Origin of the sequence: Enterobacter sp. 168J2, assembly GCF_034107265.1 — a bacterium.
Taxonomy (GTDB): domain Bacteria; phylum Pseudomonadota; class Gammaproteobacteria; order Enterobacterales; family Enterobacteriaceae; genus Enterobacter; species Enterobacter nematophilus.
The window spans coordinates 1,161,147-1,184,815 of sequence record NZ_JAWNEB010000001.1 but is presented as its reverse complement, the minus strand read 5'-3'; the positions used below and the strand labels follow the sequence as shown (position 1 = coordinate 1,184,815).

Sequence of the window (23,669 nt, the reverse complement as noted above, 5' to 3'; positions counted from 1 at the left end):
CCCCGGCGAGAACCGTTATTTACTCATGGTGGCGATGTTGAACACCTGCTCCAGCATCGGATTAAAGGTGAAGCCTTTGACCTCTTTGTTCATCGCCAGCTGGTAGTTTTTCTGGAACAGATAGACGTAGGCCGCTTCGTCAATCACCACCTTTTGCGCCTGCTGGTAATCTTTAGTGCGTTCCGCCTGGTCGGTGGTTTTCAGCGCGGCCTGCAGCAGCGAATCCACCTCTTTGTTCTCATAGAACGAGCGGTTGCCCGGCAGCCCCTTTTTGTCCGATTCGAACCAGTAGTTCATGAACATGTACGGGTCGGCAAAGTCCGGGCTCCAGTTGCCGATGGCAATGTCGTAATCGCCTTTTCCGACGCGGTCGCGCATGGTGGCATTGGCCAGTTTTTCCAGCTTGACGTTAATGCCGATCTTGCCGAGGCTCGCCTGCGTGGAGAGGGCGATAGGCTCCCAGTTCGGATCGTTGTCCGAGTAGAGGAAGGTCAGGCTGGCGGGTTTGTCCTTGACCTTCTCCAGCGCCGCTTTGGCTTTGGCCTCGTCAAAGCTGTACTGCATAGCCGTGGCGTCATAGCCCCACATGCCTTCCGGGATCGGGCCGCGCATCTGCTTGCCGTTGCCGCTCAGAATGCCTTTCACCATCCCCTGGTAGTCCGTCGCCCATGAGATGGCCCGGCGTAAATCCACCTGATTGAGCGGCGCTTTACTGTTGTTGAGATAGAGATAGGTCACGCGCAGGGACGGGTATTCCGCGACGGCGACTTTGCCTTCCTGCTTCAGGGCCGAAAGCTGATCGACCGGCAGGGAGTCGGCGATGTCCAGATCGCCGCGAGAAAGCTGCAGTCGGCGCGAGGCGCTCTCGCCGATAATCTTCACCGAGACGCGCTTAAAGTGCGGCTTTCCGCCCGGCCAGTGGGGGTTCGGCACCAGGATCAGCTGCTGGCCTTTCTGCCAGCTTTTCAGCATAAACGGCCCGGAACCGGCGGTGTTTTGCGCCAGAAAACCGCGCGCGTCGTCCGCGGCATTGGCCTCCAGCACCGCCGGGTTAATGATGGACGCCCCGTCGTTTGCCAGCGTGTAGAGGAAAGGCGCGAACGGCTGGCTGAGGGTGAATTTCACCGTGTGGTCATCCACGGCATCAATTTTCAGATCTTTCGGGAAGGCTTCAGACGGCCCCTGGCCGAGCTTCAGCAGGCGCTCAAAGGAGAGTTTGACCGCTTCGGCGGTGACCGGCGTGCCGTCGGAGAATTTAGCGTTATCCGCCAGGGTAAAGGTCCACTCTTTCTGATCGTCGGACGCCTTCCAGCCCGTCGACAAATCGCCTTCCACCTCGGTAGAGCCGGGCTTGTACTTAACCAGGCGCTGGTAGGACGGGTAGGTGACGGTCCAGTCGTTGTTATCAATGGTGATGGCCGGGTCGAGCGTTTGCGGATCGGCGGCTTTACCGATTGCGAGCATGTCTTTCGGAACGGCGGCCAGCGCCAGCGGGGCGCTCAACGCCAGCGTGGCGGCGATTACGGTCGTGAGAAGCGATGTTTTCATGGCAGTGCTCCAGGTTAAAGAGAGGTGTGCGTCAGGGGAAAACAGGCAAAACGGTCATCAAGCAGCGGGTAGCTGGCGGCGTTCGGCAGTTCGAAGTGCCACCATTCGCTGCTAATCCCCACAAAACCGCCGCCGAACATGATGGCGTTCAGCAGCAGACGGTTGCGCTGGGCGTGCGGCGGTACGGAGGGGTGATACGGATGCGAGCGGTCATGCATTTCGTCAAAGCCGGCGCCCATATCCAGCACGCTGTTATGCTCGTCCATCAGGGTGACGTCGATGGCCGTACCGCGGCTGTGATTGGAGCCAATTGCCACGTCGACCACGTATTCCGGGTTCGGGCAGGCGTCCCAAAGCTGAGCCTGCGCCTGCTGCGGCCGGTAGGCGTCGTACACAACCAGCTTCAGCCCGGCCAGCGCGGCAATGCTGATGGCTTTTGCCAGCGCGGTGGCGGCGTCGGTATGCAGCAGGCACAGCGCCTCCTGATAGATCGGCCTGCCGGTGATGTTGTCGGCGGTGGCATACTTCAGATCGATATGCAGCGTGGGAAACGTCTTCGCCACATCAATCAGTTCACTCTCTTCGGGCATAGCTCCGCTCCTTTAGCGTTCGAATTGACCAAACTCTTGTTGTAATTGTCGGTTTACCGCCAGGCGCGCCGGGAGCGCATCACCCAGCGCTTCCACCACGCCCGACAGCAGCAGGTTGAACAGACAGCTCACGGGGGCAAGTGAATCCCAGAAATGACCGGTGTCGGTTTTCACCTGCAGTAAATCCATCGGGTAATCCCGCGCCCACGGGCACCAGATGTCGGTGATTAAGGCCAGCGGAATGCCTTTCTCGCTGGCCACGCGGCAGTACTGGCGGGCCATCGCGGAGTAGGTGCGCGTATCGGTCAGCACAACGTAGGGGTGCGAAAACCCGGAGTTGAGGGATTCCACCCAGCTGCCGGAAGCGCCCTCGGAATAGCTCACGCGCGGGCGAAGGTACTCAAGGTGGCTGAAGAAAGCGTTGGCGATCCCGCGCGTGGACTGGATCCCCAGCACAAACACCGCGTCGGCGTGGGCGAGGTTGTGCACTACCTGACGGAAGGCGTCCGTTTGCGCCAGCTGATACACCTGCGTGATGGCGTCCACCTCCAGCGACAGGGCGTGCTGAAGGCGGTTGGGCAGGGGGCGCTGCTGCTGCCAGGAGTCCAGCCGCTCGTTCATGCCCCAGGGCTGGTACGGTTCGCGCAGGCTCTTTTTGGCATCTTCCAGGTTGCGGTATCCCAGCTTGCGCAGGAAGCGTCCGACGGTGATCCCGCTGGTCCCGCTTGCCAGACCGACGCTCTCCGCCGTTTCAAACGGGATTTGCGCGGCGTGCGCCAGCAGCCAGCTTCCGACCCGCTTTTCGCTGGGGGTGAGCTGGCTGAACGTCGCTTCGATACGGCTCAACATCTCGGGTTTCGTCGTCATACCGCCTCGCTGTTAACTGGCTGTCAAAAGCTGGGTTTGTGTTACCGGGTTAACAATGCATGACGCGTGCCATGTTGACAGGGCGGTTAAAACCCGCCGTGCTGTAAATTTCACGCAATATTTGGTTAACCGATGATCAACATTTGTGCAGCGTAGTTCACTTTTGGTGCAGCGGCTGACGCGGCAGGTATGAATTTGGTGAATACGTCAGCGCGTTCACATTTTTGATAAGATAGAAGCATTGTGAACATGAAAGGGATCCCGGCATGGCGAATTTGCCCTGGCGAATCAGCGTGCGCCTGGCGGCGCTGGCAAAGAAAACAGGGATGGTCGTGGGGATCGTCCTGGTCGTCCTGCTGGCGGTGCGGGTCTATCTCTCGCAGCAGGGGCCGGAGCTGCACCCCTGGCACACCTGGCGGGCGGACGAGATGTCCGTGCGTGAACTCGATAAGGCCAACTTTGCCGGGTATGTCGCCCGGGAAAACGCCATTTTCGCCGAGCTTGACAGGGCGGTGACGGCGAAAACAGAGGGCGAGGAACAAACGCTGCTAAACCGCTATTATCGCCAGAGCCTGATGTGGCCGGGGCAGTTTACGCCCGATGCCAACCGCTCCTTCGTGCTGATGCCGGACGGGAAGCCGCGCGGCGCGGTGGTGTTGCTGCACGGGCTGACGGACTCGCCTTACAGCGTCAGGCACCTTGCCGAAAATTATCAGCAGCACGGCTTTGTGGCCGTGGTTCCGCGCCTGCCCGGACACGGCACCGCGCCCGGCGCGCTGACGGACGTTGACTGGGAGATGTGGCTCGCCGCAGCGCGTCTTGCCGTGCGGGAAGCCACGCGCCTGGCGGGGGAGAACGTGCCGCTGCATCTGGTGGGGTACTCCAACGGCGGGGCGCTGGCGATGAAATATGCTCTCGATGCGCTGGATTCCTCTTCGCTTCGTCGGCCGCAGCAGGTAATCCTGCTCTCACCGATGATCGGCGTGACGTCCTTTGCGCGCTTTGCCGGTTTTGCAGGGCTACCAGCGCTGCTGCCGGCGTTTGCCAAAGCGGCGTGGCTGAATATCTCTCCGGAATATAACCCGTATAAATACAACTCCTTCCCGGTGAACGCCGCCCGCCAGTCGTGGCTGCTGACGAAGGCCCTGCAGGAACAGATTGGCCGCGAGGCGCGGGAGAACAGGCTGGCGAATTTGCCCCCGGTACTGGCGTTCCAGTCGGTCATGGATTCTACGGTCAGCACCCGTGCGGTGGTGAGCGGCCTGTTTGACCAGCTTCCGGCAAACGGCAGCGAGCTGGTGGTGTTTGACATCAACCAGGCGGCGAGCTTCCGCCCGCTGTTCAAGCCGTCGTCGTGGACGGCAACCTCGGCGCTCCTGCCGATTGCCGAGAGGCGTTACAGTGTCACGATTATCACCAATGCCAGCGAGCACAGTTTCTCGACGGTGGCGAAAACAACCCCGGCAGGCAGCACGCGGGAGACGGTTGTGCCGCTTGCGCAGGCCTGGCCGCAGGATGTTTATTCGCTGTCGCACGTTGCCGTGCCGTTTCCGCCGAATGACGATCTCTACGGTCGCGAGCCTGGCGTGAAAAACCGCTACGGGATAAGCCTGGGGACGATTGCGCTGTGGGGAGAGACGTCCGTGCTGAGCGTTGGCAAAGAGGCGCTGATGAGGGTCACCTCAAACCCTTTTTATGGCTATATGCAGGAGAGGATTAACAGCCGAATCGGGGTTGAGAAAAAGTAACGTTCCCTTGTGGCGTGAATGTGTTAGGTAGCATTGTTAAAGTATGTTAAACAGTAGCTTCAATGCACCGCTCTTTCTCATCGGAACACCCTATTGTGCTGACCACGCTGATTTACCGAAGCCAGTTGAAATTATCCTGTCAGTCCTCCGCGCTGAGGGAGCTGGTGGAGCACGCCCGGATCCGCAATGCCAGTCTGAATATCACCGGGGTTCTGCTCGCAAAAGGCACTGACGTGCTGCAAATACTCGAAGGTTCTGAAGAGAGCGTGGTTAAGCTGTTCCATAAAATCCGCAATGACAAGCGGCACGGCGGGGTGGTTGAACTGATGCGGGATTACGGCCCGCGCAGGCGTTTTGAAAATGTCGGCATGCTGCTTTTCGATCTGCAGACGCAGTCACCGAAAGAGGTGCTGCAGTCGGTTTTGCATTACAGCAAGCTGGACAGCTATCTGACATCTGATGACCGGGTGTTCAAATTTATACAGACGTTTATTACGGGCAAACGTCCGGCTCCGTCGGGGGGACGCTACGATCCGGCAAAATGGACGCTCTCAACGGAAACTTTACCGCTGGGAGAAAGCCTGGGCCTGCTTGTCAGCCAGCACTGCCAGTTTGCGCTTCAGCCCATTATTGAGCCCTCGGAAGGTAAGATCAGCTCCTTTGAAGCTCTTATCCGCGGCAATGATGGCGGCAGCCCGGAACATTTCTTCAGCGCCCTGGACCCGGCCAAAATCTATGAAGTCGATCTCCAGACGAAAGCGTATGCCTTCGCGCTGGCGGAAAAGCTGGGGATTGGCAGCCATAAAATTGCGGTCAATCTGCTGCCGATGTCGCTGGTGAACGTCCCGGGCGCGGTGGCGTTTCTGGTCGATCAGATTAAACAGCATGGGCTTCAGCCGGAGCAGGTGGTCGTTGAAATCACTGAAAACGAGATGATATCCGGGCTTAACCAGTTCAACAGCGCCATTAAACAGCTACGCGCCGAGGGCGTGGGGCTGGCGATTGATGATTTCGGTTCCGGCTATGCCGGACTTTCGCTGCTGACCCGCTTCCAGCCGGATAAAATCAAAATCGACCGCGAAATCATCAGCGACATCCACCTCAGCGGCCCGAAGCAGGCGATTGTGCGCTCCATCATCAGCTGCTGCTCCGATCTTGAAATTACCCTGGTGGCCGAGGGGATCGAGAAAATAGAGGAGTGGTGCTGGCTCGAATCTGCCGGGATCCGCCGCTTCCAGGGCTTCCTGTTTGCCCGTCCGCAGCTTAACGGCGTCGGCGATATTCGCTGGCCGCATCTGATGCGTTAGGCAATTTTCCTCCCGCGTTATTTCCCCTTAGCCCTGCCTGTGCTTAAATAGCTAAAACGGTTTAACATAGTTTAGCTAAGAGGATCACATGGAAAAAATCTGGGTACTTGGCGATGCGGTGGTGGATTTATTGCCCGATGGTGAAGGGAGACTACTGCAGTGCCCCGGCGGCGCACCGGCAAACGTCGCGGTGGGCATTGCCCGGCTGGGGGGTAAAAGCGCGTTTATCGGCAGGGTTGGCGACGATCCTTTCGGGCGCTTTATGGCGAAAACGCTTGCTGACGAGCGGGTTGACGTGAAGCATATGCGCCTTGACCCGGCGCACCGCACCTCGACGGTGGTGGTGGATCTGGACGACCACGGCGAACGTTCGTTTACTTTCATGGTGCGCCCGAGCGCCGATCTGTTTCTTGAACCCGCCGACCTGCCGACCTTCAGCGCGGGCGAGTGGCTGCACGTCTGTTCCATCGCGCTAAGCGCTGAGCCGAGCCGCTCGGCGACCTTTCAGGCGATGGACGCCATCCGGAAGGCGGGCGGCTACGTAAGCTTTGACCCCAATATTCGCCCGGATCTCTGGCCGGATGAAAACGCGCTGCGTCGCTGCCTGGAACAGGCTCTGCAAAGCGCCGAGGTGGTCAAGCTCTCCGCTGAGGAACTGACTTTTTTAACCGGCGATGCGGATGTACAAGACGGTCTGAACGCGCTGATGCAGCGCTGCCCGGCGCGACTGGTGCTGGTCACACAGGGAAAAGCGGGCGTTATCGCCTGGCATCAGGGCGAGGTGAAGCACTATCCGGCCACCCCTGTGCAATACGTCGATACCACCGGCGCGGGGGATGCCTTCGTTGCCGGGCTGCTCTACGGGCTGGCCGCCGGTCAGGAGCTGGTTCCGGTAATCGCCTTAGCCCAGCGCTGCGGGGCGTTAGCCACCACGGCAAAGGGGGCAATGACCGCGTTACCCTGGCAGCAGGATCTGTAATTTATTCCTTCACGGGCCGCCGTCCGGCGGCCTGAATTGTCGCCCCGATCACACTTACTAAAACGGTTTAGCAAAAAAGATTGCCGATCCAAAATTCACAGGTTTAGTATCAGCAACCTAAACCGGTTTAGCAATTTAGCACGTTCGATTAATACTTTTAGGGATGCGACAAAATGTATAAAAAACGCAGACTTGCCGTGATGATAGGCATGCTGGCCGGCAGTACCTCTGTTTTTGCCCAGACGGATATGACAAGCATTGAAGCGCGCCTTGCCGCGATGGAGCAGCGCCTTCAGGCTGCTGAAGCGCGTGCGCAGAGCGCTGAAAAACGCGCCACCGAAGCCGAGCAAAAAACGCAGCAGCTGGTCGCCGCCCAGCAGCAGACGCAAACCACAGCCCAGGCGGTGGCGCAGCGTACCGCCGCGCTGGAGAAAAAGGCGGACCAGAGCGGCGGGTTTGAGTTCCACGGCTACGCCCGTTCCGGCCTGCTGATGAACGACGCGGCCTCCAGCAGCAAAAGCGGGCCGTACCTGACGCCAGCCGGGGAAACCGGCGGTGCGGTAGGGCGTCTGGGTAACGAAGCCGACACCTACGTCGAGCTGAACCTGGAGCACAAGCAAACCCTGGATAACGGGGCGACCACGCGCTTCAAGGCGATGCTGGCCGACGGTCAGCGAACCTATAACGACTGGTCAGCCGATACCAGCGATCTCAATATTCGCCAGGCCTTTGCGGAGCTGGGCAACCTGCCTGATTTTACCGGCGCGCTGAAGGGCAGCACCTTCTGGGCGGGTAAACGCTTCGACCGCGACAACTTTGACATTCACTGGCTGGATTCCGACGTGGTGTTCCTCGCCGGTACCGGTGGCGGCGTCTACGACGTGAAGTGGAACGACACGCTGCGCAGCAACTTCTCCCTTTACGGCCGCAACTTCGGCAGCGTGGAGCAGACCGACAATAACGTCCAGAACTATATCCTCACCATGAACCACTTCGCCGGACCGTTCCAGCTGATGGTGAGCGGCTTGCGGGCGAAGGATAACGACGACCGTAAAGACGCTAACGGCGATCTCATCAAAACCGACGCGGCCAATAACGGCGTTCATGTCCTGGTGGGGCTGCACAACGAGAGCTTCTACGGCCTGCGGGAAGGGAGTGCCAAAACGGCGTTGCTGTACGGTCACGGCCTGGGGGCAGAAGTTAAGAGCATCGGTTCCGACGGGGCGCTGCTCTCGGATGCCGATACCTGGCGCTTCGCAAGTTACGGTGTCACGCCTGTTGGCGGTGGCTGGAGCATCGCGCCTGCCGTGCTGGCGCAGAGCAGTAAAGATCGCTACGTCAAGGGCGACAGCTATGAATGGGTGACGCTCAACGCCCGCCTGATTAAAGAGGTGACCCAGAACTTCGCTCTGGCGTTTGAGGGAAGCTATCAGTACATGGATTTAAATCCGGAAGGCTATAAGGACCGTAACGCCGTTAACGGCAGTTTCTACAAGCTGACCTTTGCGCCAACGCTAAAAGCGAGCAAAATCGGCGATTTCTTCAGCCGCCCGGAGCTGCGCCTGTTTGCCACCTGGATGGACTGGAGCAGCAAACTGGATAATTACGCCAGCGATGATGCCTTTGGCAGCAGCGGCTTCAACGCCGGCGGGGAATGGAACTTTGGGGTCCAGATGGAAACCTGGTTTTAACCCATCACGCTCCCGCCCGGCGGGGGCGTTTCGCACATCATAAAAAGAAGTCAGGCAGAGGTATCTATGGATGTTAATCAAATCGCCCGTGAGCTTATTCCGCTGCTGGGCGGCAAGGAAAATATCGCCAGCGCGGCGCACTGCGCAACGCGTCTTCGTCTGGTGCTGGTCGACGACGCGCTTGCCGATCGGCAGGCGATTGGCAAGGTCGAGGGCGTGAAGGGCTGTTTTCATAACGCCGGGCAGATGCAGGTAATTTTCGGCACGGGCGTGGTGAATAAGGTCTACGCCGCGTTTATTCAGGCGGCGGGGATTAGCGAGTCCAGCAAGTCTGAAGCCGCAGATCTGGCGGCGCGCAAGCTGAACCCATTCCAGCGCATTGCGCGTCTGCTCTCCAATATCTTCGTTCCGATCATTCCCGCCATTGTGGCGTCCGGCCTGCTGATGGGCCTGCTAGGGATGGTGAAAACCTACGGCTGGGTCAATGCGGATAACGCCCTCTACATCATGCTGGACATGTGCAGCTCGGCGGCGTTTATCATTCTGCCAATCCTGATCGGCTTTACCGCCGCGCGGGAATTTGGCGGTAACCCGTATCTGGGCGCGACGCTCGGCGGCATTCTGACCCACCCGGCGCTGACCAACGCCTGGGGCGTGGCCTCCGGCTTCCACACCATGAACTTCTTCGGCCTTGAGATCGCGATGATTGGCTACCAGGGCACGGTATTCCCGGTGCTTCTGGCCGTCTGGTTCATGAGCATCGTCGAGAAAAACCTGCGCCGCGCGATCCCGGACGCCCTGGATCTGATTTTGACGCCGTTCCTCACCGTCGTTATCTCCGGCTTTATCGCCTTGCTGATTATCGGCCCGGCAGGGCGCGCGCTGGGCGACGGCATCTCCTTCATCCTCAGCACGCTGATTGAACACGCGGGCTGGCTGGCCGGACTGCTGTTCGGCGGCCTGTACTCGGTGATTGTGATCACCGGTATTCACCACAGCTTCCACGCGATTGAAGCCGGGCTGCTGGGTAACCCGTCGATTGGCGTGAACTTCCTGCTGCCGATCTGGGCCATGGCGAACGTGGCGCAGGGCGGCGCCTGTCTTGCGGTGTGGTTCAAAACCAAAGATGCCAAAATCAAAGCCATTACCTTACCGTCGGCGTTCTCTGCGATGCTGGGCATCACCGAAGCGGCCATTTTTGGTATCAACCTGCGCTTCGTAAAACCGTTTATCGCGGCGCTGATCGGCGGCGCGGCGGGCGGGGCCTGGGTAGTGTCAGTGCATGTCTACATGACCGCCGTCGGGCTGACCGCCATTCCGGGCATGGCCATCGTGCAGGCCAGCTCGCTGCTCAACTATATTATCGGCATGGTGATCGCCTTCGGCGTGGCGTTTACCGTCTCGCTGCTGCTGAAATATAAAACGGACTCTGAATAATGACGTTACCTTACCGCTGGCCTGCGATCCTGCAGGCCGTTATGAAAGGGCAGCCGCGGGCGCTGGCGGATAGCCACTACCCGCAGTGGCACCCCGCGCCGGTGACGGGTCTGATGAACGACCCGAACGGATTTATCTGGTTTGCCGGACGCTACCATCTGTTTTATCAGTGGAACCCGCTGGGCTGCGAGCATCGCTTTAAATGCTGGGGGCACTGGAGCTCTGCGGACCTGGTGCACTGGCAGCATGAGCCGCTGGCGCTGATGCCCGACGAAGAGTATGACCGCAGCGGCTGCTACTCCGGTAGCGCCGTGGACAACCAGGGCGTCCTGACGCTGTGCTACACCGGCAACGTTAAGTTTGATGACGGCAGCCGCACCGCCTGGCAGTGCCTGGCGGAGGAACAGGCGGACGGTACCTTTAAGAAGCTGGGGCCGGTCCTGGCGCTGCCGGAAGGCTACACCGGCCACGTGCGCGACCCGAAGGTGTGGCAGCACGACGGGGAGTGGTACATGGTGCTGGGTGCGCAGGATGTGCAAAAGCGCGGCAAGGTGCTGCTGTTTAAATCAGCCGATTTGCATGCCTGGGCATCCTGTGGGGAGATCGCCGGTCACGGGGTCAACGGCCTGACGGAAGCGGGGTATATGTGGGAGTGTCCGGACCTGTTCGCCCTCGACGGAACGCACGTGCTGATCTGCTGCCCGCAGGGGCTGGCGCGCGAGCCGCATCGCTACCTCAACACCTATCCGGCCACCTGGATGAGCGGGGCGTTTGACTACGCCAGCGCCGCATTCGATCACGGCGAGCTGCACGAGCTGGACGCGGGCTTTGAGTTCTACGCCCCGCAAACCGCGTTAGCAGAAGATGGACGCCGCATTCTGATCGGCTGGATGGGCGTTCCGGACGGGGAAGAGATGCTTCAGCCCACGCGGGCGCACGGCTGGATGCACCAGATGACCTGCCCGCGCGAACTTCGCTATCGCGACGGCAGGCTCTGGCAGACCCCGGCGCGCGAGCTGGCGGCGCTGCGCGAAGATGAGCAGCGCTGGCAGGGACGCGCCAGCGAGGCGCCGGAACTGGACGCGGCGCGCCTGGAGTTTGAGCTGGGCGCATCGCAGGTGAATGTCGATTTTGCTGGCGCGCTGCGCCTCACGGTCGATGAGCAGGGCGTGCGCCTGGAACGCGCCAGCCTGAAAACCGGTGTAACGTTGACCCGCTACTGGCTGGGCGACGTCCGTCATTTACGCGTTCTGTGCGACCGCTCCAGCGTCGAAATTTTCATCAATCACGGCGAAGGGGTGATGAGCAGCCGCTATTTTCCTGACCATCCGGCCCGGGTGCGATTCGAAGGTGCGTCCGACATCACATTACGCTACTGGTCGCTGCGCGCCTGCATGATAGAATGAGGGTTTTGGCAGCCGGATCTAAGTCGTTGTGAGAAAAACAAAACGCGTCACCATTAAAGACATCGCGGAGCTGGCGGGCGTGTCAAAAGCCACCGCCAGCCTGGTTCTGAACGGGCGCAGCAAAGAGCTTCGCGTGGCGGAAGAGACGCGCGAGCGCGTGCTGGCGATTGCAAAAGAGCACCACTATCAGCCCAGCATTCACGCCCGGTCCCTGCGCGACAACCGCAGCCACACCATTGGCCTGGTCGTTCCGGAGATCACCAACTACGGTTTTGCCGTCTTTTCTCACGAGCTGGAGACGCTGTGCCGCGAAGCGGGCGTTCAGCTGCTGATCTCCTGCAGCGATGAAAATCCGGGGCAGGAGACGGTGGTGGTGAACAACATGGTTGCGCGTCAGGTGGACGGGCTGATTGTGGCCTCCAGCATGCTGAACGATGCGGACTACCTGAAGCTCAGCGAGCAGCTGCCCGTGGTGCTTTTTGACCGCCATATGAACGACAGCGCGCTGCCGCTGGTGATCACCGACTCCATTACCCCGACAGCAACGCTTGTAGCGGACATTGCGCGTCAGCATCCGGATGAATTTTACTTCCTCGGCGGCCAGCCGCGGCTTTCTCCGACGCGCGACCGTCTGGACGGGTTTAAGCAAGGTTTGCGAGAGGCTGGTGTGGAGCTGCGCCCCGAGTGGATCATTCACGGCAACTATCACCCGAGCTCCGGATACGAGATGTTTGCCGAACTCTGCGCCCGCCTGGGGCGTCCGCCAAAAGCCCTGTTCACCGCCGCCTGCGGGCTGCTGGAAGGGGTGCTGCGCTATATGGGCCAGCACAACCTGCTGCAAAGCGATATCAGGTTAGCCAGCTTTGACGATCACTATCTCTACGATTCACTGACGATCCCGGTGGATACCATTCGCCAGGACAACCGCCAGCTGGCGTGGCACTGCTTTGATCTGATTGGCAAATTGATCGAAGGGGAGACGCCGCAGCCATTGCAGCGCAAGCTGGATGCCACCCTGCAGCGGCGCTATAAGCCAGCGGTATAGCCCCGACCGATACATCAATAACTTTAATTAATTTAAGTTTTGGATGCGCCGATAACCATAAGGAATAATTCTCCTTGAGGTATTGGTTTATGTCGTTGAAAAAGTCGTCCCTGATTGTCCTGTTCTCGCTGCTTTTGTTCTTTGTTGTCAGCACCGTGACCAGCGTTGGCCTCATCATTAAAAGTAATAATTCGCTGGATAACGTGAACAAAGAGATTCAGGTGGTGCTGTCGATTATTGACCCCATCAACCACAGCCGTACGCTGCGCGTGCGGGTGATGGAGTACGTGAAGATGGTGGAAGCGGGCAACTCGACAGACGAGTCTGCAAAGCTTGCCGCAGTGAAAGAGGCGCTGGCCAAAGCGGACAATGCCTTTGCGGCCTTTATGGCTTCGCCGCGTCTGACCGACGAAGCGCCGCTGGTGAGTGCCTATCAGGACGCCTGGCAAAACTACCGCAACCAGGGGCTGGCGCCGCTGATCGATGCCGCTGCGGCGCACGATGTCGCCAAATTTAACGCGCTGATCCCGGAAGTTTCCCGTCTCGACCGCCAGTACGAAATCGTTCTCGATCAGGTGCTTTCGGTTCATCAAAAATACGCCAAAAGCCTGAACGAGGATGCGCGCGGCAATTTCGTCTCCGGCCTGGTGATGATTGCCGTTATCGCCAGCCTGTTTGTGGTGGTGATTGTGGCAGTCAGCATCTTTATGAAGCGCTTCGTCTTTGCCCCGGTCAACCTGGCGCGCGAGCACTGCAGCCAGATTGCGGCGGGCAAGCTGGACATTCCGGTGCCGGTGAAGGGGAGTTCACATAACGAAATCGACCACCTGATGGGCTCGATGGAGCAGATGCGTCAGGCACTGCTTGCCACCATCGCCCAGGTGCGCGATGCGAGCCATACCGTGACGCACGCGGCGCAGGAGATTGCCTCCGGGAATATCGACCTGGCGTCACGTACCGAGCAGCAGGCTTCCGCATTGACCCAGACGGCGGCGAGCATGGAAGAGCTGAGCGCGACGGTGGCGAACAATACCGATAACGTGTATCAGGCCGGAAAGCTGGTGCAGGACGCGGTGAACAATGCCCATACCGGCGAAGCGGTGACCCGCGAAGTGATCGACACGATGAACACCATCGCGGCGAACTCGAAGCGTATCGAAGACATTACCAGCGTGATCAACAGCATCGCCTTCCAGACCAACATCCTGGCGCTGAACGCGGCGGTTGAAGCGGCGCGCGCCGGCACGCAGGGCCGCGGTTTTGCGGTGGTGGCCAGCGAAGTGCGCACCCTGGCACAGAAAAGCGCGGTGGCGGCTAAGGACATTGAGAGCCTGATTGCGCAGTCGGTTTCCAGCGTCAAAAACGGCGCGGAGCTGGTGAACCGCTCGGGCGAGGTGATTGACTCGATTATTTCGTCGGTGAATAAGGTGAATACGCTGATGGAGCAGATCTCCGTCGCCTCTGAAGAGCAGAGCCGCGGAATTAGCCAGGTCGGGCAGGCGGTGACCGAGATGGATGGCGTAACCCAGCAGAACGCCGCGCTGGTGCAGCAGTCTGCGGCGGCGGCGGCCTCGCTGGAAGAGCAGGCGCAGCAGCTTTCACGGAGTATTTCGAGTTTTAGGTTGCCGGTGCAGGCTTGATTGTATGAAGGGTGGCTCCTGAGGGAGCCTTTTTAATGTCTGGCGTCGGCAGGGTTGAACAACAATCGGTACAAGGCACTAGTTATCTTTCATGGCAGGGATACCCGCATAACGAATGAAGCAGTGCCTGTACCGGCCTTTTCGCCTTTAGCGAAAACTTGTGTGTTTACTGTTCCGTTCGTACCATAACCTGTAGGATGGCCATTGCATATTCCTCCTAACTTAACCCTATACTTTGCAATGGTGACAGCTCCGTTATTTTTAGCATCTTGATATTCTGTTTCATCATTACAGTCGTCCGAATATTTCTGATTTAGTACCTCAAAGTGCGGGCGTTCTCTTTGTGGGCAGGACCAGTTGACAGCTACTGAGGCAGTATCTTCCTTGCTTCCTGCAATATATGTGTTGATTAATATTTGAGGTGCTGTTGTGCTAAATGTACAAGGCTGACGTTGTATTTCGCTCATGCAATTTATTGTGTAGGTTAAACCATCTTGATTTAGAATGTTAATACACCATTTTGTTTTAGCCTCACCTCCGTTGTTAAGTTTAAGGATTAGGTTGCTACCGAAATATGCTCTATTACCATTAGCGTAAATTCTGTTACCAAAACAATCAGCTCGGGTGCGCCCTTTTCTTGTGCATTGATGAGTTACCTCTTCATAACCGGAATACTCTTCTGTAAGTTTGATTATCGCTTTCGAAGAGCCATATGGCCACTCGTTAGTGTCGTAATTTTCGATGCCCCTTTCAGATACATTGGGTAAAACACGTGGAATAGTAACATACCCCGGGTTGCTTAGGTTAGCAGGTAATGGTGGAATCAAGGATACGCCAGGAGATATAGATTCCACATTTAATGCATCTGAATATGCTGCGAATGGGAAAAGCAAAAGGCAATAGAAATATCTCATATCGGTTTTCACGATTGTCTCCGTTTTTAAATACTAAATATAATGGATTTTTTTTATTGATTGTTACAAGAGCACTCTTGTTTTCATAAAAGATAACTGACCTAAAAGTGGCTTTGCGGATGGCCTGAAGGTGACTCATAGCGAGCGCCAGCTCTAACCGCTATGAGTCCAAATTCCGCATCACGAAATTTTTTTATTCACCCCGGCAATATTTCCCTCCCTCATCCGTCTACCTCATCACAAGCCATAATCAGTTACTGTAAACGAGGTAAACACCATGAGAGATTTTGATATGCACGGCAGAGGTCACGGGCGCGGATTCGGTCGCCACCGTATGGGCAAGGGCTTAGTCATCGGCGCGGTAATTTTCATCGTGCTCGGCCTGCTGGTGATGTCCCTGTGGAACGCCTTACTCCCGGCGATCCTCGGCGTGAAGGCCATCGGGTTCTGGCAGGCTTTAGGCATTCTGGTGCTGAGCCGCATTCTGTTTGGCGGGCTGGGTTTCCGCCCCGGGATGTTTGGCGCGCACCGCCGGATGCACGAGCGCTGGATGAACATGACGCCCGAGCAGCGCGAGGCGTTTATTCAGCAGCGTCGCGAAGGCTTTGGTCGCCACGGGCGCGGGCACTGCGGCTGGCACGGCCATCGTGACGACAAGCGCGACGACGCCGCGCCAAAAACGCCGGAAGCAGAGTGAGCGAAATGAAAGCCGGGGAGGCGGGCGGATCCATGCTGATGTCGGCGCTCAGTGCCTGCCGCGCCCGGCTGAAAGCCTTCATTCGCGGACGGACGTCCGTTCGTGATGATGCCGACGACATTTTGCAGGAAGTGACCTATCAGCTGATGAAAGTGGAGCAGCCGGTCGAAAACGTCGCGGCCTGGCTGTTCCGCGCGGCGCGTAACGAGATGACCGACCGGGCGCGTAAAAAGCGCGAGGTGCCGCTCTCCGGCTATTTTACGGGCGAAGACGAAGAGGGTTTCCCCGAAGACGAGCTGGCCGAAACCCTGTTCGGCGTGCCGCAAACGCCGGAGGAGGAGTATCTCAAAACGCTGCTGTGGGAAGAGCTGGGGCAGGCGCTGTCTGAACTTCCGCCGCCGCAGCGCGAGGTATTTGAAAAGACCGAGCTGCACGGCTACAGCATTAAAATGCTGGCAGAGGAGACGGGGGCCAGCGAGCAGGCGCTGTTATCCCGCAAGCACAAGGCGGTGCTGTTTCTGCGCACGCGGCTGCGGGATATCTACGACGCGCTGACGGGTGAATAGCGGCGACAGACAAAACCTTACACTCAAGGCACTTGTAGATTCATCACTATCGTTTATGATCGGGGCGTCTTGTTACTGTGGAATATTATGCGCAACCGTCAGCTCCTCGGAAAATGGCTTTTGATCGTCACCTGTCTCGCGATGGCGCTTTGCCTCGTGCAGCGTGCGGTGATGCTCAACCATTTTTTACAGGGACTGGATCCGCAGATTTCACTGAGTGCAGATGCCCCAACGCAAAGCAGCAAGACTGAGCAGTCCGGGCCATCGCCCTGCCAGCTAGGCGCCCAGTCGCTTCTTTGTGCCCAGCCGCTGTTCTTCGACGGCGCGCTGCCGGCCATCATTATCTTCTTCGCGCTGTTACAGCTGCTGACGCAAGGGCGGGCATTCGCTCCTGCGGAACAGCCCGTTCAGGCACCGCCTCCCCGAATACACCTTAAAAACTGCGTTTTCCGTGAATGAAAATCATCGTCACCACACGATAATTTTTCACTGTTCACGGAGTAATACATGGTTAACCTCTTCAGGGGATTCGTCTTCCTGTGGCTGTCCTTCATCGGCATTGTCCATGCGGCAGACACCGGCTGGCTGGTCTCCCCACAAAACGATCACGCCCGCATCCGCTTCCAGGCGGAAAGGGAACAAGCGCATATTAAAGGCCTGCTCACCGTTGAGCTAAAGCCCGGCTGGAAAACCTACTGGCGATCGCCGGGCGAGGGCGGCGTGGCCCCGAAAATCAGCTGGCCGAAAGGCGTAACCGACAGCTGGTCCTGGCCGGTGCCGTCGCGTTTCGATATCTCCGGCATGACCACGCAGGGGTATCACGACAAGGTCACGATTCCGATCGTTCTCGACGGGGTGAAGAGCGACGCGCTGGACGGGACGCTCACGCTCTCCACGTGCAGTAACGTCTGCCTGCTGACGGACTATCCGCTACATCTCGATTTTACCCAGCCGGTGGATGAGGGCTTCCAGACCGCCTTCGAGCAAGCGATGCGCACCGTTCCGGGCACGTCGGGCGTATCCGCGGATCTGGCCGCCTGGCTCTCTGGCGACAAGCTGGTGATTACCGGCACCACGGACGGGAAGTGGGACAATCCGGGGATCTACTTTGACCCGCTGGAGGGTGACGTTCTGCCCGGCGAGCCGGTAATTAAACACGAGGGCAATACGCTTCGGGTGGCGGTACCCGTGACCGACGAATGGGGCGATAAACCCGCCTCGCTGGAAGGCAAGAAGCTGTCGTTTGTGCTGACCAATGGCGGTAACGCTCAGCAAACCACCATGACCGTTGGGGCAGCCCCCGCAGAGCCTTCCGCACCGGGCGGAACGGGCAAAATGGTGCTTTTTGCCCTGCTGGGCGGGCTGATCCTGAACCTGATGCCCTGCGTGCTGCCGGTAATGGGCATGAAGCTTAACAGCATCCTGCAGGCGGGATCGGACAGGCGCGCCATCAGGCTGCGCTTCCTGGCCACCAGCGCCGGGATCCTCACCTCCTTTATGCTGCTGGCCGCGATGGTGACCGCGCTTAAGCTGACCGGGGCGTCGCTGGGGTGGGGCATTCAGTTCCAGAACCCGTGGTTTATCGGCCTGATGGTCGCCGTGACCTTCCTCTTTGCGCTGAACCTGTTTGGGGCGTTTGAGATGCTGCTCCCTTCAGCCGCCGCCGGGCGGCTGGCAACGGCAGGGGGCACGGGGCTTGGCGGCAGCTTCTGCGAAGGGATGTTCGCCACGCTGCTGGCCACGCCGTGCTCCGCGCCGTTCCTCGGTACGGCAGTTGCCTTTGCCCTTGGCGCGCCGCTGCACTCCCTGTGGCTTATCTTCCTGATGCTCGGCGTAGGCATGAGCCTGCCGTGGCTGTTTGTGGCCCTGGTGCCGAAAACGGCCATGATGCTGCCAAAACCCGGCCGCTGGATGAATACGCTCAAAACGATTCTGGGCCTGATGATGCTGGCCTCCAGCCTCTGGCTGGTCACGCTGCTGAGCCTGCATCTGGGCGAGGCGGTCAGCCAGATCGTGATGCTGGTGTTGATCGCTATCGCGCTGGCGCTGTTCGCGAAGAAAGGGCAAACCTCCTCGCCGTTGTTCTGGGTCGTGGTCATCGCGCTGTCGGTGTCTGGCGGGTATCAGCTGCGCGGGTTGCTCAACTCACCGTCTGACGCCACCACGCAAAGCGTGGCACAGACCATCCCGTGGCAGCCGCTCAGCGAGGAGGCCATCCAGCAGGCGCTGGCGCAGGGGAAACGGGTGTTTGTGGATATCTCGGCGGACTGGTGCGTGACCTGCAAAGTTAACGAGCACCGGGTACTGCGTCAGCCGGACGTTATTGCCGCGCTGAGCCAGCCGGACGTGGTGGCCCTGCGCGGAGACTGGAGCCAGCCCTCCGCGCTAATCGCGGAGTTTCTGGCGAAGCGAAACCGCTACGCCATTCCCTTTAATGAGGTGTATGGCCCCGGCACGCCTGATGGAGAGATCCTCTCTCCGCTGCTGGACAAGCACACTCTGGTCACCACCCTGAATAACGCAAAAGGCTAATGCATTATGAAAAAATTCTTTATTACGCTTATGTTCCTGCTGGCCTCGGCTCAGGTGTTCGCTGCCCAGCCACTGACGCCGGACCAGGAACAGCGTGCGCAGAAGATGATCGCTGATTTCCTGTTTAACGATCCGAACTCCCCGCGTATTGGCGCGAAAAATCCAAAGCTCACCCTGGTGGTGTTTACCGACTACAACTGCCCGTACTGTAAGAAATTCGATCCTTACCTGGAGAAGATCGTCGAAAAACACCCGGATGTGGCGGTGGTCTTTAAGTTTTTACCTTTCCGCTCGGAAAGTTCATTGACCGCCGCGCGTGACGCGTTAACCGTCTGGCGCGCGCATCCTGAGCAGTTTATGAAATTTAACCATACCCTGATGGCAAAAAAGGGATACCACGATGACGCCAGCATTCAGGAGGCGCAGAAGCGCGCAGGGGTGAGCGTCACCGCGCCGGATGATGAGAGTATGGTGTCGATCAAACGCAGCCTGATCGTCGCGGAAAAAATGGGAATTCAGGGCACGCCCGCTACGCTTATCGGCGAAGGTCTGCTTCCCGGCTGGGTTCCTTTTGAACAGTTCGACGAAATGGTCAGTGACGCACTGAAAAACCGCTAACCTGAAGGGGGCGGAATGCCCCCGACAAACCGGAGAGGGAAATGAAAAAATTACTGTTACTTTCGGCGCTGGCGGCATCAGGGCTGGCCCAGGCCGCTGATGCCATACCGGATGTAGTGAAGCAGTTCAGCGAGCAGCAGCAGATCAAAATCATTAAGAAACTGGATGCCCCCGGCGGCGCACCGGCCTGGCTGGGGCAATATCAGGACATGGGGGTGACGCTATTCTTAACGCCGGATGGCAAGCACGTTATTTCGGGCTATTTGTACGATGACAAAGGAAAAAACCTCAGCGAAGGCTACTTCCAGAAAGAGATCTACGCTCCGATGGGGCGCGAGATGTGGAAGAGCCTGAACGCGGCGCATCCCCTGAAGGAAGGGGCAGAAAACGCCCCGCGTAAGGTCTTCGTCTTCGCCGATCCGTTCTGCCCGTACTGCAAGCAGTTCTGGGCCGAAGCGCAGCCGTGGGTGAAGGCGGGCAAGGTTCAGCTCAACACGCTGCTGGTGGCGTTTCTTAACCCCAACAGCGGGCGCAACGCCTCTGCGATCCTGAATGCGAAAGATCCGGTTTCGGCCTGGCGCGAATACGAACTTTCCGGCGGGAAAAAATTGCCCAAGCCAGAAGGGGACGCTTCCCGCGAAACGGTAGCGATCCTGCAGAAACACCAGGCGCTGATGGACAGCCTGGGCGCTAACGCCACGCCGGCCATTTACTATCTCAATGCGGAAAACGAGCTGCAGCAGGTGGTCGGTATGCCGGACGCGCAGCAGCTTGAGGCGATGTTCGGGCCGAAGCCGTAAAAAATCAGGCAGAAACGGGGCGTTTCTGCCTGAGAGTCACTTAGCTTCCCCAGCGTCCTTTGAGGTAGTTCACCGCCTGCTGGGTCTGCGGCTGGTTCAGGTAATCTTCCCGGAACAGGATGGTGCCGTTCACGTTGGGCAGCGAATCGTTAAGATCGAGCTGTTTTTTCAGCTCCGGCACGCCGCCCTGTACCGTCCAGTCCGGCTCGTTTTTTGAGGGCTCGCCAATCTTGTAGAACGCGATGCCGATATACAGGCGGGTGTGGGTCGGCTTGACGACGTCGGCCCACCATTTGGTCAGCACGTCATAGCGCGCCGCATCACGGGCGAAGGGCCAGTATATCTGCGGGGCAATATAGTCCAGCAGGCCCTGCTGCACCCACTGGCGCGTATCGGCGTAGGATTCATCGTAGGCCGCGGCGCCGCGCGTGTCCGAACCCGCCGGGTCAAAGGAGCGGTTTCGCCACACGCCCGCCGGGCTGACGCCAAACTCCACGTCGGGCCTGGTCTGCTTGATCGCGCGGGAGACCTGCACGATCAGCTGCTGCGTATTGTGTCTGCGCCAGTCGGCCTTTGAGGCAAATCCCTGGCCGTACTGCCGCCAGGTTTGCGCGTCGTTGAGCGCGGATCCCGGCGATTCAGCGTAAAAGTAATCATCAAACTGCACGCCGTCTACCGGGTAGTTCGCCACCACTTCGGTCACCACTTTGGTTATCCAGTCGCGCACGTCGGGAATGCCCGGGTCGAGAACAAAACGATCGCCCGAGACGCGCACCCATTCCGGGTGCTGAACATAGACGCTGGACGGGGTCAGATATGAAGTCCGGTTCAGGGCGGCGATGGTTGACGGCTTGGTATTGGTCGACACGCGGTACGGGTTGAACCAGGCATGGACCTTCATGCCGCGCTTGTGCGCTTCATCCAGCATAAACTGCAGCGGGTCGTAACCCGGATATTCGCCGATGTTGCCCGTCAGCATATCTGACCACGGTAGAATTTTTGAAGACCAGAGCGCGGTGCTGTCAGGCTTCACCTGGAAAAATACCGTGTTAATCCCGAGGCGCTTAAGGTTGTCGAGCTTGCCGATCAGCGCCTGCTTTTGCATGGCGATGCGCTGGTCGGCGCTGCGGCCATTCACCGAGGCCACCGGCGGCCAGTCGAGACGAGAGACGGTCGCCAGCCAGATCCCGCGCATCGGCTCGTTTGCCTGCGGTGTCGGTTTGCTGGCGGTGGGAAGAGGGGTAACCAGTGATTTAGGGGGTTTTGAGGAGCAGCTTACAAGTAAAAGTGCGCAGGCAGCCAGCGCACCGATCCGTTTTACGTGTCGCGTCATTTGCGTATTAGCTCTTGATAATCCGACTGTTAGCCCAGGGATTAAAGGCGGGCGCCGCCTGTTCTGCGCATTCCTCATTGTTGAGGGAGTCCAGATACAGGGCTTCAACTTCCGCGCGCGCCCACGGGGTGCGGCGCAGGAATTTCAGGCTCGATTTAACGCTGGGGTCTTTTCTGAAACAGTTAATTTTGATGCGGTCACCCAACTCGCTCCAGCCATATTTCGCCACCAGGGCGTTGACCATCATCTCCAGCGTTACGCCATGCAAAGGATCTTTGGAAATGTGTGCAGTCATAGGCGTCGAAGGTCTCAGTTTTAGTGGAGGGGTGGGTTTACCGGTGAAAGGGTACAAGAAAGCAGGGGAAGCGGCAATTTAATGTGAGCAGTGAACAATCCCCTCGCCCCTTTGGGGAGAGGGTTAGGGTGAGGGGCACACATATGGCGGTAGTGGTGATTCCGTTTACTTTTTGTCTTTAAACAGCTCCGGCGCCCACGGACGTGGATCCACCTCCATAAACGGCGCGCGCTCGAAGCGGTCCTTAAGCGCCCACGGCACCGTGCAGTCGAAGATGGTCTTGCAGGAAATGCCGTTTCCGCGAATCGAGGTGCTGTAATCCGGCGACTGGGACGGATCCAGCTGGTGGCCGCGGATCCCCGGAATGTTGGTGATGCTGACATCGCCCTGCATGCGGGTGGTCATCGCCCACAGGATGTCGTCGCTGTCGAAAATATCCACGTCTTCGTCGACAAGAATGATGTTCTTCATTTCCGAATAGGTGGCTAAGGCGATAAGCGCCGCCTGGCCCTGACGTCCTTCGTCCGACGGCTGGCGTTTTTTCACCTGCAGTATGCCGAGGAACTTGCCGCCGCCCGCGGTATGCGCATAAACGTTTTGCAGGAAGCCTGGAATCGCCTCCTCAACGGCATTGCGGATGCTGGCCTCCGTCGGCAAACCGGCCAGCGTGGTATGTTCTTCCCCCGGGCCCACCAGCGTTTGCAGGATCGCGTGGTTTCGCATGGTCACCGCTTTCACTTTGATCACGGGCAATGAGGGGTTCGCCTCGCCGCAGTAGCCCGGGAACTCCGGCATCGCGTGGCCGGTGTTGGTGTGCTGATCTTCTCTTACGCGCACGCCCGGGAGCAGTTCACCCTCGATGATAATCTCCGCCCGCGCAATGGCTTTCTCTTTTACCGCCACGCCCTGCACCAGCTCGACCGGCTGCTGGCGCAGCGCCCCGGCGACGCCCAGCTCGTTGTAGCCAAACGGGGTAGTGGGGGCTTCAAAGCACGCGCCGATATAGATGGCCGGATCGAGCCCCATGTTGATCGTCACCGGCAGCGGTTTTCCGGCTTCTTCCGCCTTTTTGCGGAAAACTTCGATATGGCGACCGGCGGCAAGGAACATGGAAAGCTCGTCGCGCTCCTGGACGCAGAGGCGGTGTATGGTCACATCTGTGAGCGAGCTATCCTCAGGATCGCTTGCCAGCACCAGCCCCAGGCAGAAGAACGGGCCTGCATCAATCGGCGTGTTTGTCGGTGCCGGAAGGAGCTTACGCAGGTCGAAGTCAGGATCGTCAGCGTAGAAAACCTGCTCCTGACAAGGCGCCTGCGAGGCCGGGACGACGACGGGGGCTATCGGCTTTTTCACCGCCTGGCCGACGTGTTTTGCCAGCTCAGAGGGCTCGCAGCCCAGGAGCAGCGCCGCGCGCTCGCGGCTGGCGTGCATGCCCACCAGAATGCGGGAGCCCGGATAGCCCTTCACGCTGTTGAACATCATGGCCGGGCCGATGCGCGTCGGACGTTTTACCGTGCCGCCCGCGCCGATATGACGGTACACACCCGCCAGCTCCGCGTTGGGATCGACCGGACGATCGGTTTCAATATACTGGCCTTCGTGGCGCTGAAGTAGAGCGATGGCGCTGCGGAGATCGTTGATCGGGTTTTCCATATT

The 23,669-nt window shown here is 58.8% G+C and carries 21 protein-coding genes; 14 read left to right on the top strand and 7 right to left on the bottom strand.

Features of this window, described 5'->3' with window-relative positions:
- Positions 1 to 15: 15 nt before the first annotated feature.
- The 3 genes from USG84_RS05750 to USG84_RS05740 are packed head-to-tail and all read right to left on the bottom strand — an operon-like array spanning position 16 to position 3,005.
- Entirely contained in the window at positions 16 to 1,548 is a 1,533-nt protein-coding gene (locus tag USG84_RS05750) for an ABC transporter substrate-binding protein (protein WP_320738201.1), read from the bottom strand.
- 14 nt (positions 1,549 to 1,562) lie between these two features.
- Positions 1,563 to 2,138, bottom strand: coding sequence for a D-alanyl-D-alanine dipeptidase (gene ddpX / locus USG84_RS05745; RefSeq protein ID WP_151413707.1), 576 nt, complete (start codon positions 2,136 to 2,138; stop codon positions 1,563 to 1,565).
- A gap of 12 nt (positions 2,139 to 2,150) precedes the next feature.
- A complete protein-coding gene (locus USG84_RS05740; RefSeq protein ID WP_061098157.1) occupies positions 2,151 to 3,005 on the bottom strand; it encodes a MurR/RpiR family transcriptional regulator in 855 nt (284 codons plus the stop codon).
- A 266-nt stretch (positions 3,006 to 3,271) separates the two neighbouring features.
- Between USG84_RS05740 and USG84_RS05735 the strand changes: the two genes are divergently transcribed.
- The 8 genes from USG84_RS05735 (at position 3,272) to USG84_RS05700 (ending at position 14,258) form a co-directional block, all read left to right on the top strand.
- On the top strand, positions 3,272 to 4,753 hold the full coding sequence (locus USG84_RS05735; RefSeq protein ID WP_320738200.1) for an alpha/beta hydrolase: 1,482 nt from the start codon (positions 3,272 to 3,274) through the stop codon (positions 4,751 to 4,753).
- Between the two features lie 95 nt (positions 4,754 to 4,848).
- Entirely contained in the window at positions 4,849 to 6,060 is a 1,212-nt protein-coding gene (locus USG84_RS05730) for a diguanylate phosphodiesterase (RefSeq protein WP_320738236.1), read from the top strand.
- An 88-nt stretch (positions 6,061 to 6,148) separates the two neighbouring features.
- Positions 6,149 to 7,039 carry an aminoimidazole riboside kinase gene (locus USG84_RS05725; protein WP_151413709.1) on the top strand — a complete coding sequence of 297 codons (891 nt, stop codon included), beginning with the start codon at positions 6,149 to 6,151 and terminating at the stop codon, positions 7,037 to 7,039.
- A gap of 173 nt (positions 7,040 to 7,212) precedes the next feature.
- On the top strand, positions 7,213 to 8,730 hold the full coding sequence (locus USG84_RS05720) for a carbohydrate porin (RefSeq protein WP_151413710.1): 1,518 nt from the start codon (positions 7,213 to 7,215) through the stop codon (positions 8,728 to 8,730).
- 66 nt (positions 8,731 to 8,796) lie between these two features.
- Positions 8,797 to 10,167 carry a sucrose-specific PTS transporter subunit IIBC gene (locus tag USG84_RS05715; RefSeq protein WP_253542052.1) on the top strand — a complete coding sequence of 457 codons (1,371 nt, stop codon included), beginning with the start codon at positions 8,797 to 8,799 and terminating at the stop codon, positions 10,165 to 10,167.
- The gene (locus USG84_RS05710; protein ID WP_320738199.1) at positions 10,167 to 11,573 is read left to right on the top strand and encodes a sucrose-6-phosphate hydrolase; all 1,407 of its coding nucleotides are present in this window, start codon (positions 10,167 to 10,169) and stop codon (positions 11,571 to 11,573) included. Before USG84_RS05715 ends, USG84_RS05710 begins: the two co-directional genes overlap by 1 nt.
- Before the next feature lie 28 nt (positions 11,574 to 11,601).
- Complete coding sequence (locus USG84_RS05705) at positions 11,602 to 12,618, top strand: LacI family DNA-binding transcriptional regulator (protein ID WP_253542047.1); 1,017 nt, start codon at positions 11,602 to 11,604, stop codon at positions 12,616 to 12,618.
- 89 nt (positions 12,619 to 12,707) lie between these two features.
- Positions 12,708 to 14,258, top strand: coding sequence for a methyl-accepting chemotaxis protein (locus USG84_RS05700; RefSeq protein WP_320738198.1), 1,551 nt, complete (start codon positions 12,708 to 12,710; stop codon positions 14,256 to 14,258).
- 89 nt (positions 14,259 to 14,347) lie between these two features.
- Here USG84_RS05700 and USG84_RS05695 read toward each other — a convergent pair whose 3' ends face one another.
- Positions 14,348 to 15,184, bottom strand: a complete 837-nt coding sequence (locus tag USG84_RS05695) for a hypothetical protein (RefSeq protein ID WP_253542041.1) — start codon at positions 15,182 to 15,184, stop codon at positions 14,348 to 14,350.
- 265 nt (positions 15,185 to 15,449) lie between these two features.
- On the opposite strand from USG84_RS05695, the gene USG84_RS05690 reads away from it, so the two are divergent.
- The 6 genes from USG84_RS05690 to dsbG all read left to right on the top strand — a co-directional run bounded on the left by USG84_RS05690 (position 15,450) and on the right by dsbG (position 20,385).
- Positions 15,450 to 15,869 (top strand): hypothetical protein, encoded by a 420-nt coding sequence (locus tag USG84_RS05690; RefSeq protein ID WP_253542039.1) that lies wholly within the window; start codon positions 15,450 to 15,452, stop codon positions 15,867 to 15,869.
- Between the two features lie 5 nt (positions 15,870 to 15,874).
- Positions 15,875 to 16,435, top strand: a complete 561-nt coding sequence (locus tag USG84_RS05685; protein ID WP_151413758.1) for an RNA polymerase sigma factor — start codon at positions 15,875 to 15,877, stop codon at positions 16,433 to 16,435.
- A gap of 87 nt (positions 16,436 to 16,522) precedes the next feature.
- On the top strand, positions 16,523 to 16,894 hold the full coding sequence (locus tag USG84_RS05680) for a hypothetical protein (protein ID WP_151413712.1): 372 nt from the start codon (positions 16,523 to 16,525) through the stop codon (positions 16,892 to 16,894).
- A gap of 48 nt (positions 16,895 to 16,942) precedes the next feature.
- A complete protein-coding gene (locus USG84_RS05675; RefSeq protein WP_253542036.1) occupies positions 16,943 to 18,967 on the top strand; it encodes a protein-disulfide reductase DsbD family protein in 2,025 nt (674 codons plus the stop codon).
- A gap of 6 nt (positions 18,968 to 18,973) precedes the next feature.
- The gene (locus USG84_RS05670; protein ID WP_151413713.1) at positions 18,974 to 19,585 is read left to right on the top strand and encodes a DsbA family protein; all 612 of its coding nucleotides are present in this window, start codon (positions 18,974 to 18,976) and stop codon (positions 19,583 to 19,585) included.
- Between the two features lie 41 nt (positions 19,586 to 19,626).
- Positions 19,627 to 20,385, top strand: a complete 759-nt coding sequence (gene dsbG / locus USG84_RS05665) for a thiol:disulfide interchange protein DsbG (RefSeq protein WP_151413714.1) — start codon at positions 19,627 to 19,629, stop codon at positions 20,383 to 20,385.
- Between the two features lie 40 nt (positions 20,386 to 20,425).
- On the opposite strand, the gene USG84_RS05660 is transcribed toward dsbG, so the two are convergent.
- From USG84_RS05660 to USG84_RS05650, 3 genes are all read right to left on the bottom strand, one after another.
- On the bottom strand, positions 20,426 to 21,718 hold the full coding sequence (locus tag USG84_RS05660; RefSeq protein ID WP_253542035.1) for a glycoside hydrolase family 10 protein: 1,293 nt from the start codon (positions 21,716 to 21,718) through the stop codon (positions 20,426 to 20,428).
- Positions 21,719 to 21,725: 7 nt separating this feature from the next.
- Positions 21,726 to 22,013: a VF530 family DNA-binding protein gene (locus USG84_RS05655; RefSeq protein ID WP_151413715.1), complete on the bottom strand. Its 288-nt coding sequence runs from the start codon at positions 22,011 to 22,013 to the stop codon at positions 21,726 to 21,728.
- A 165-nt stretch (positions 22,014 to 22,178) separates the two neighbouring features.
- Complete coding sequence (locus USG84_RS05650) at positions 22,179 to 23,666, bottom strand: UbiD family decarboxylase (RefSeq protein ID WP_151413716.1); 1,488 nt, start codon at positions 23,664 to 23,666, stop codon at positions 22,179 to 22,181.
- Positions 23,667 to 23,669: the final 3 nt, after the last annotated feature.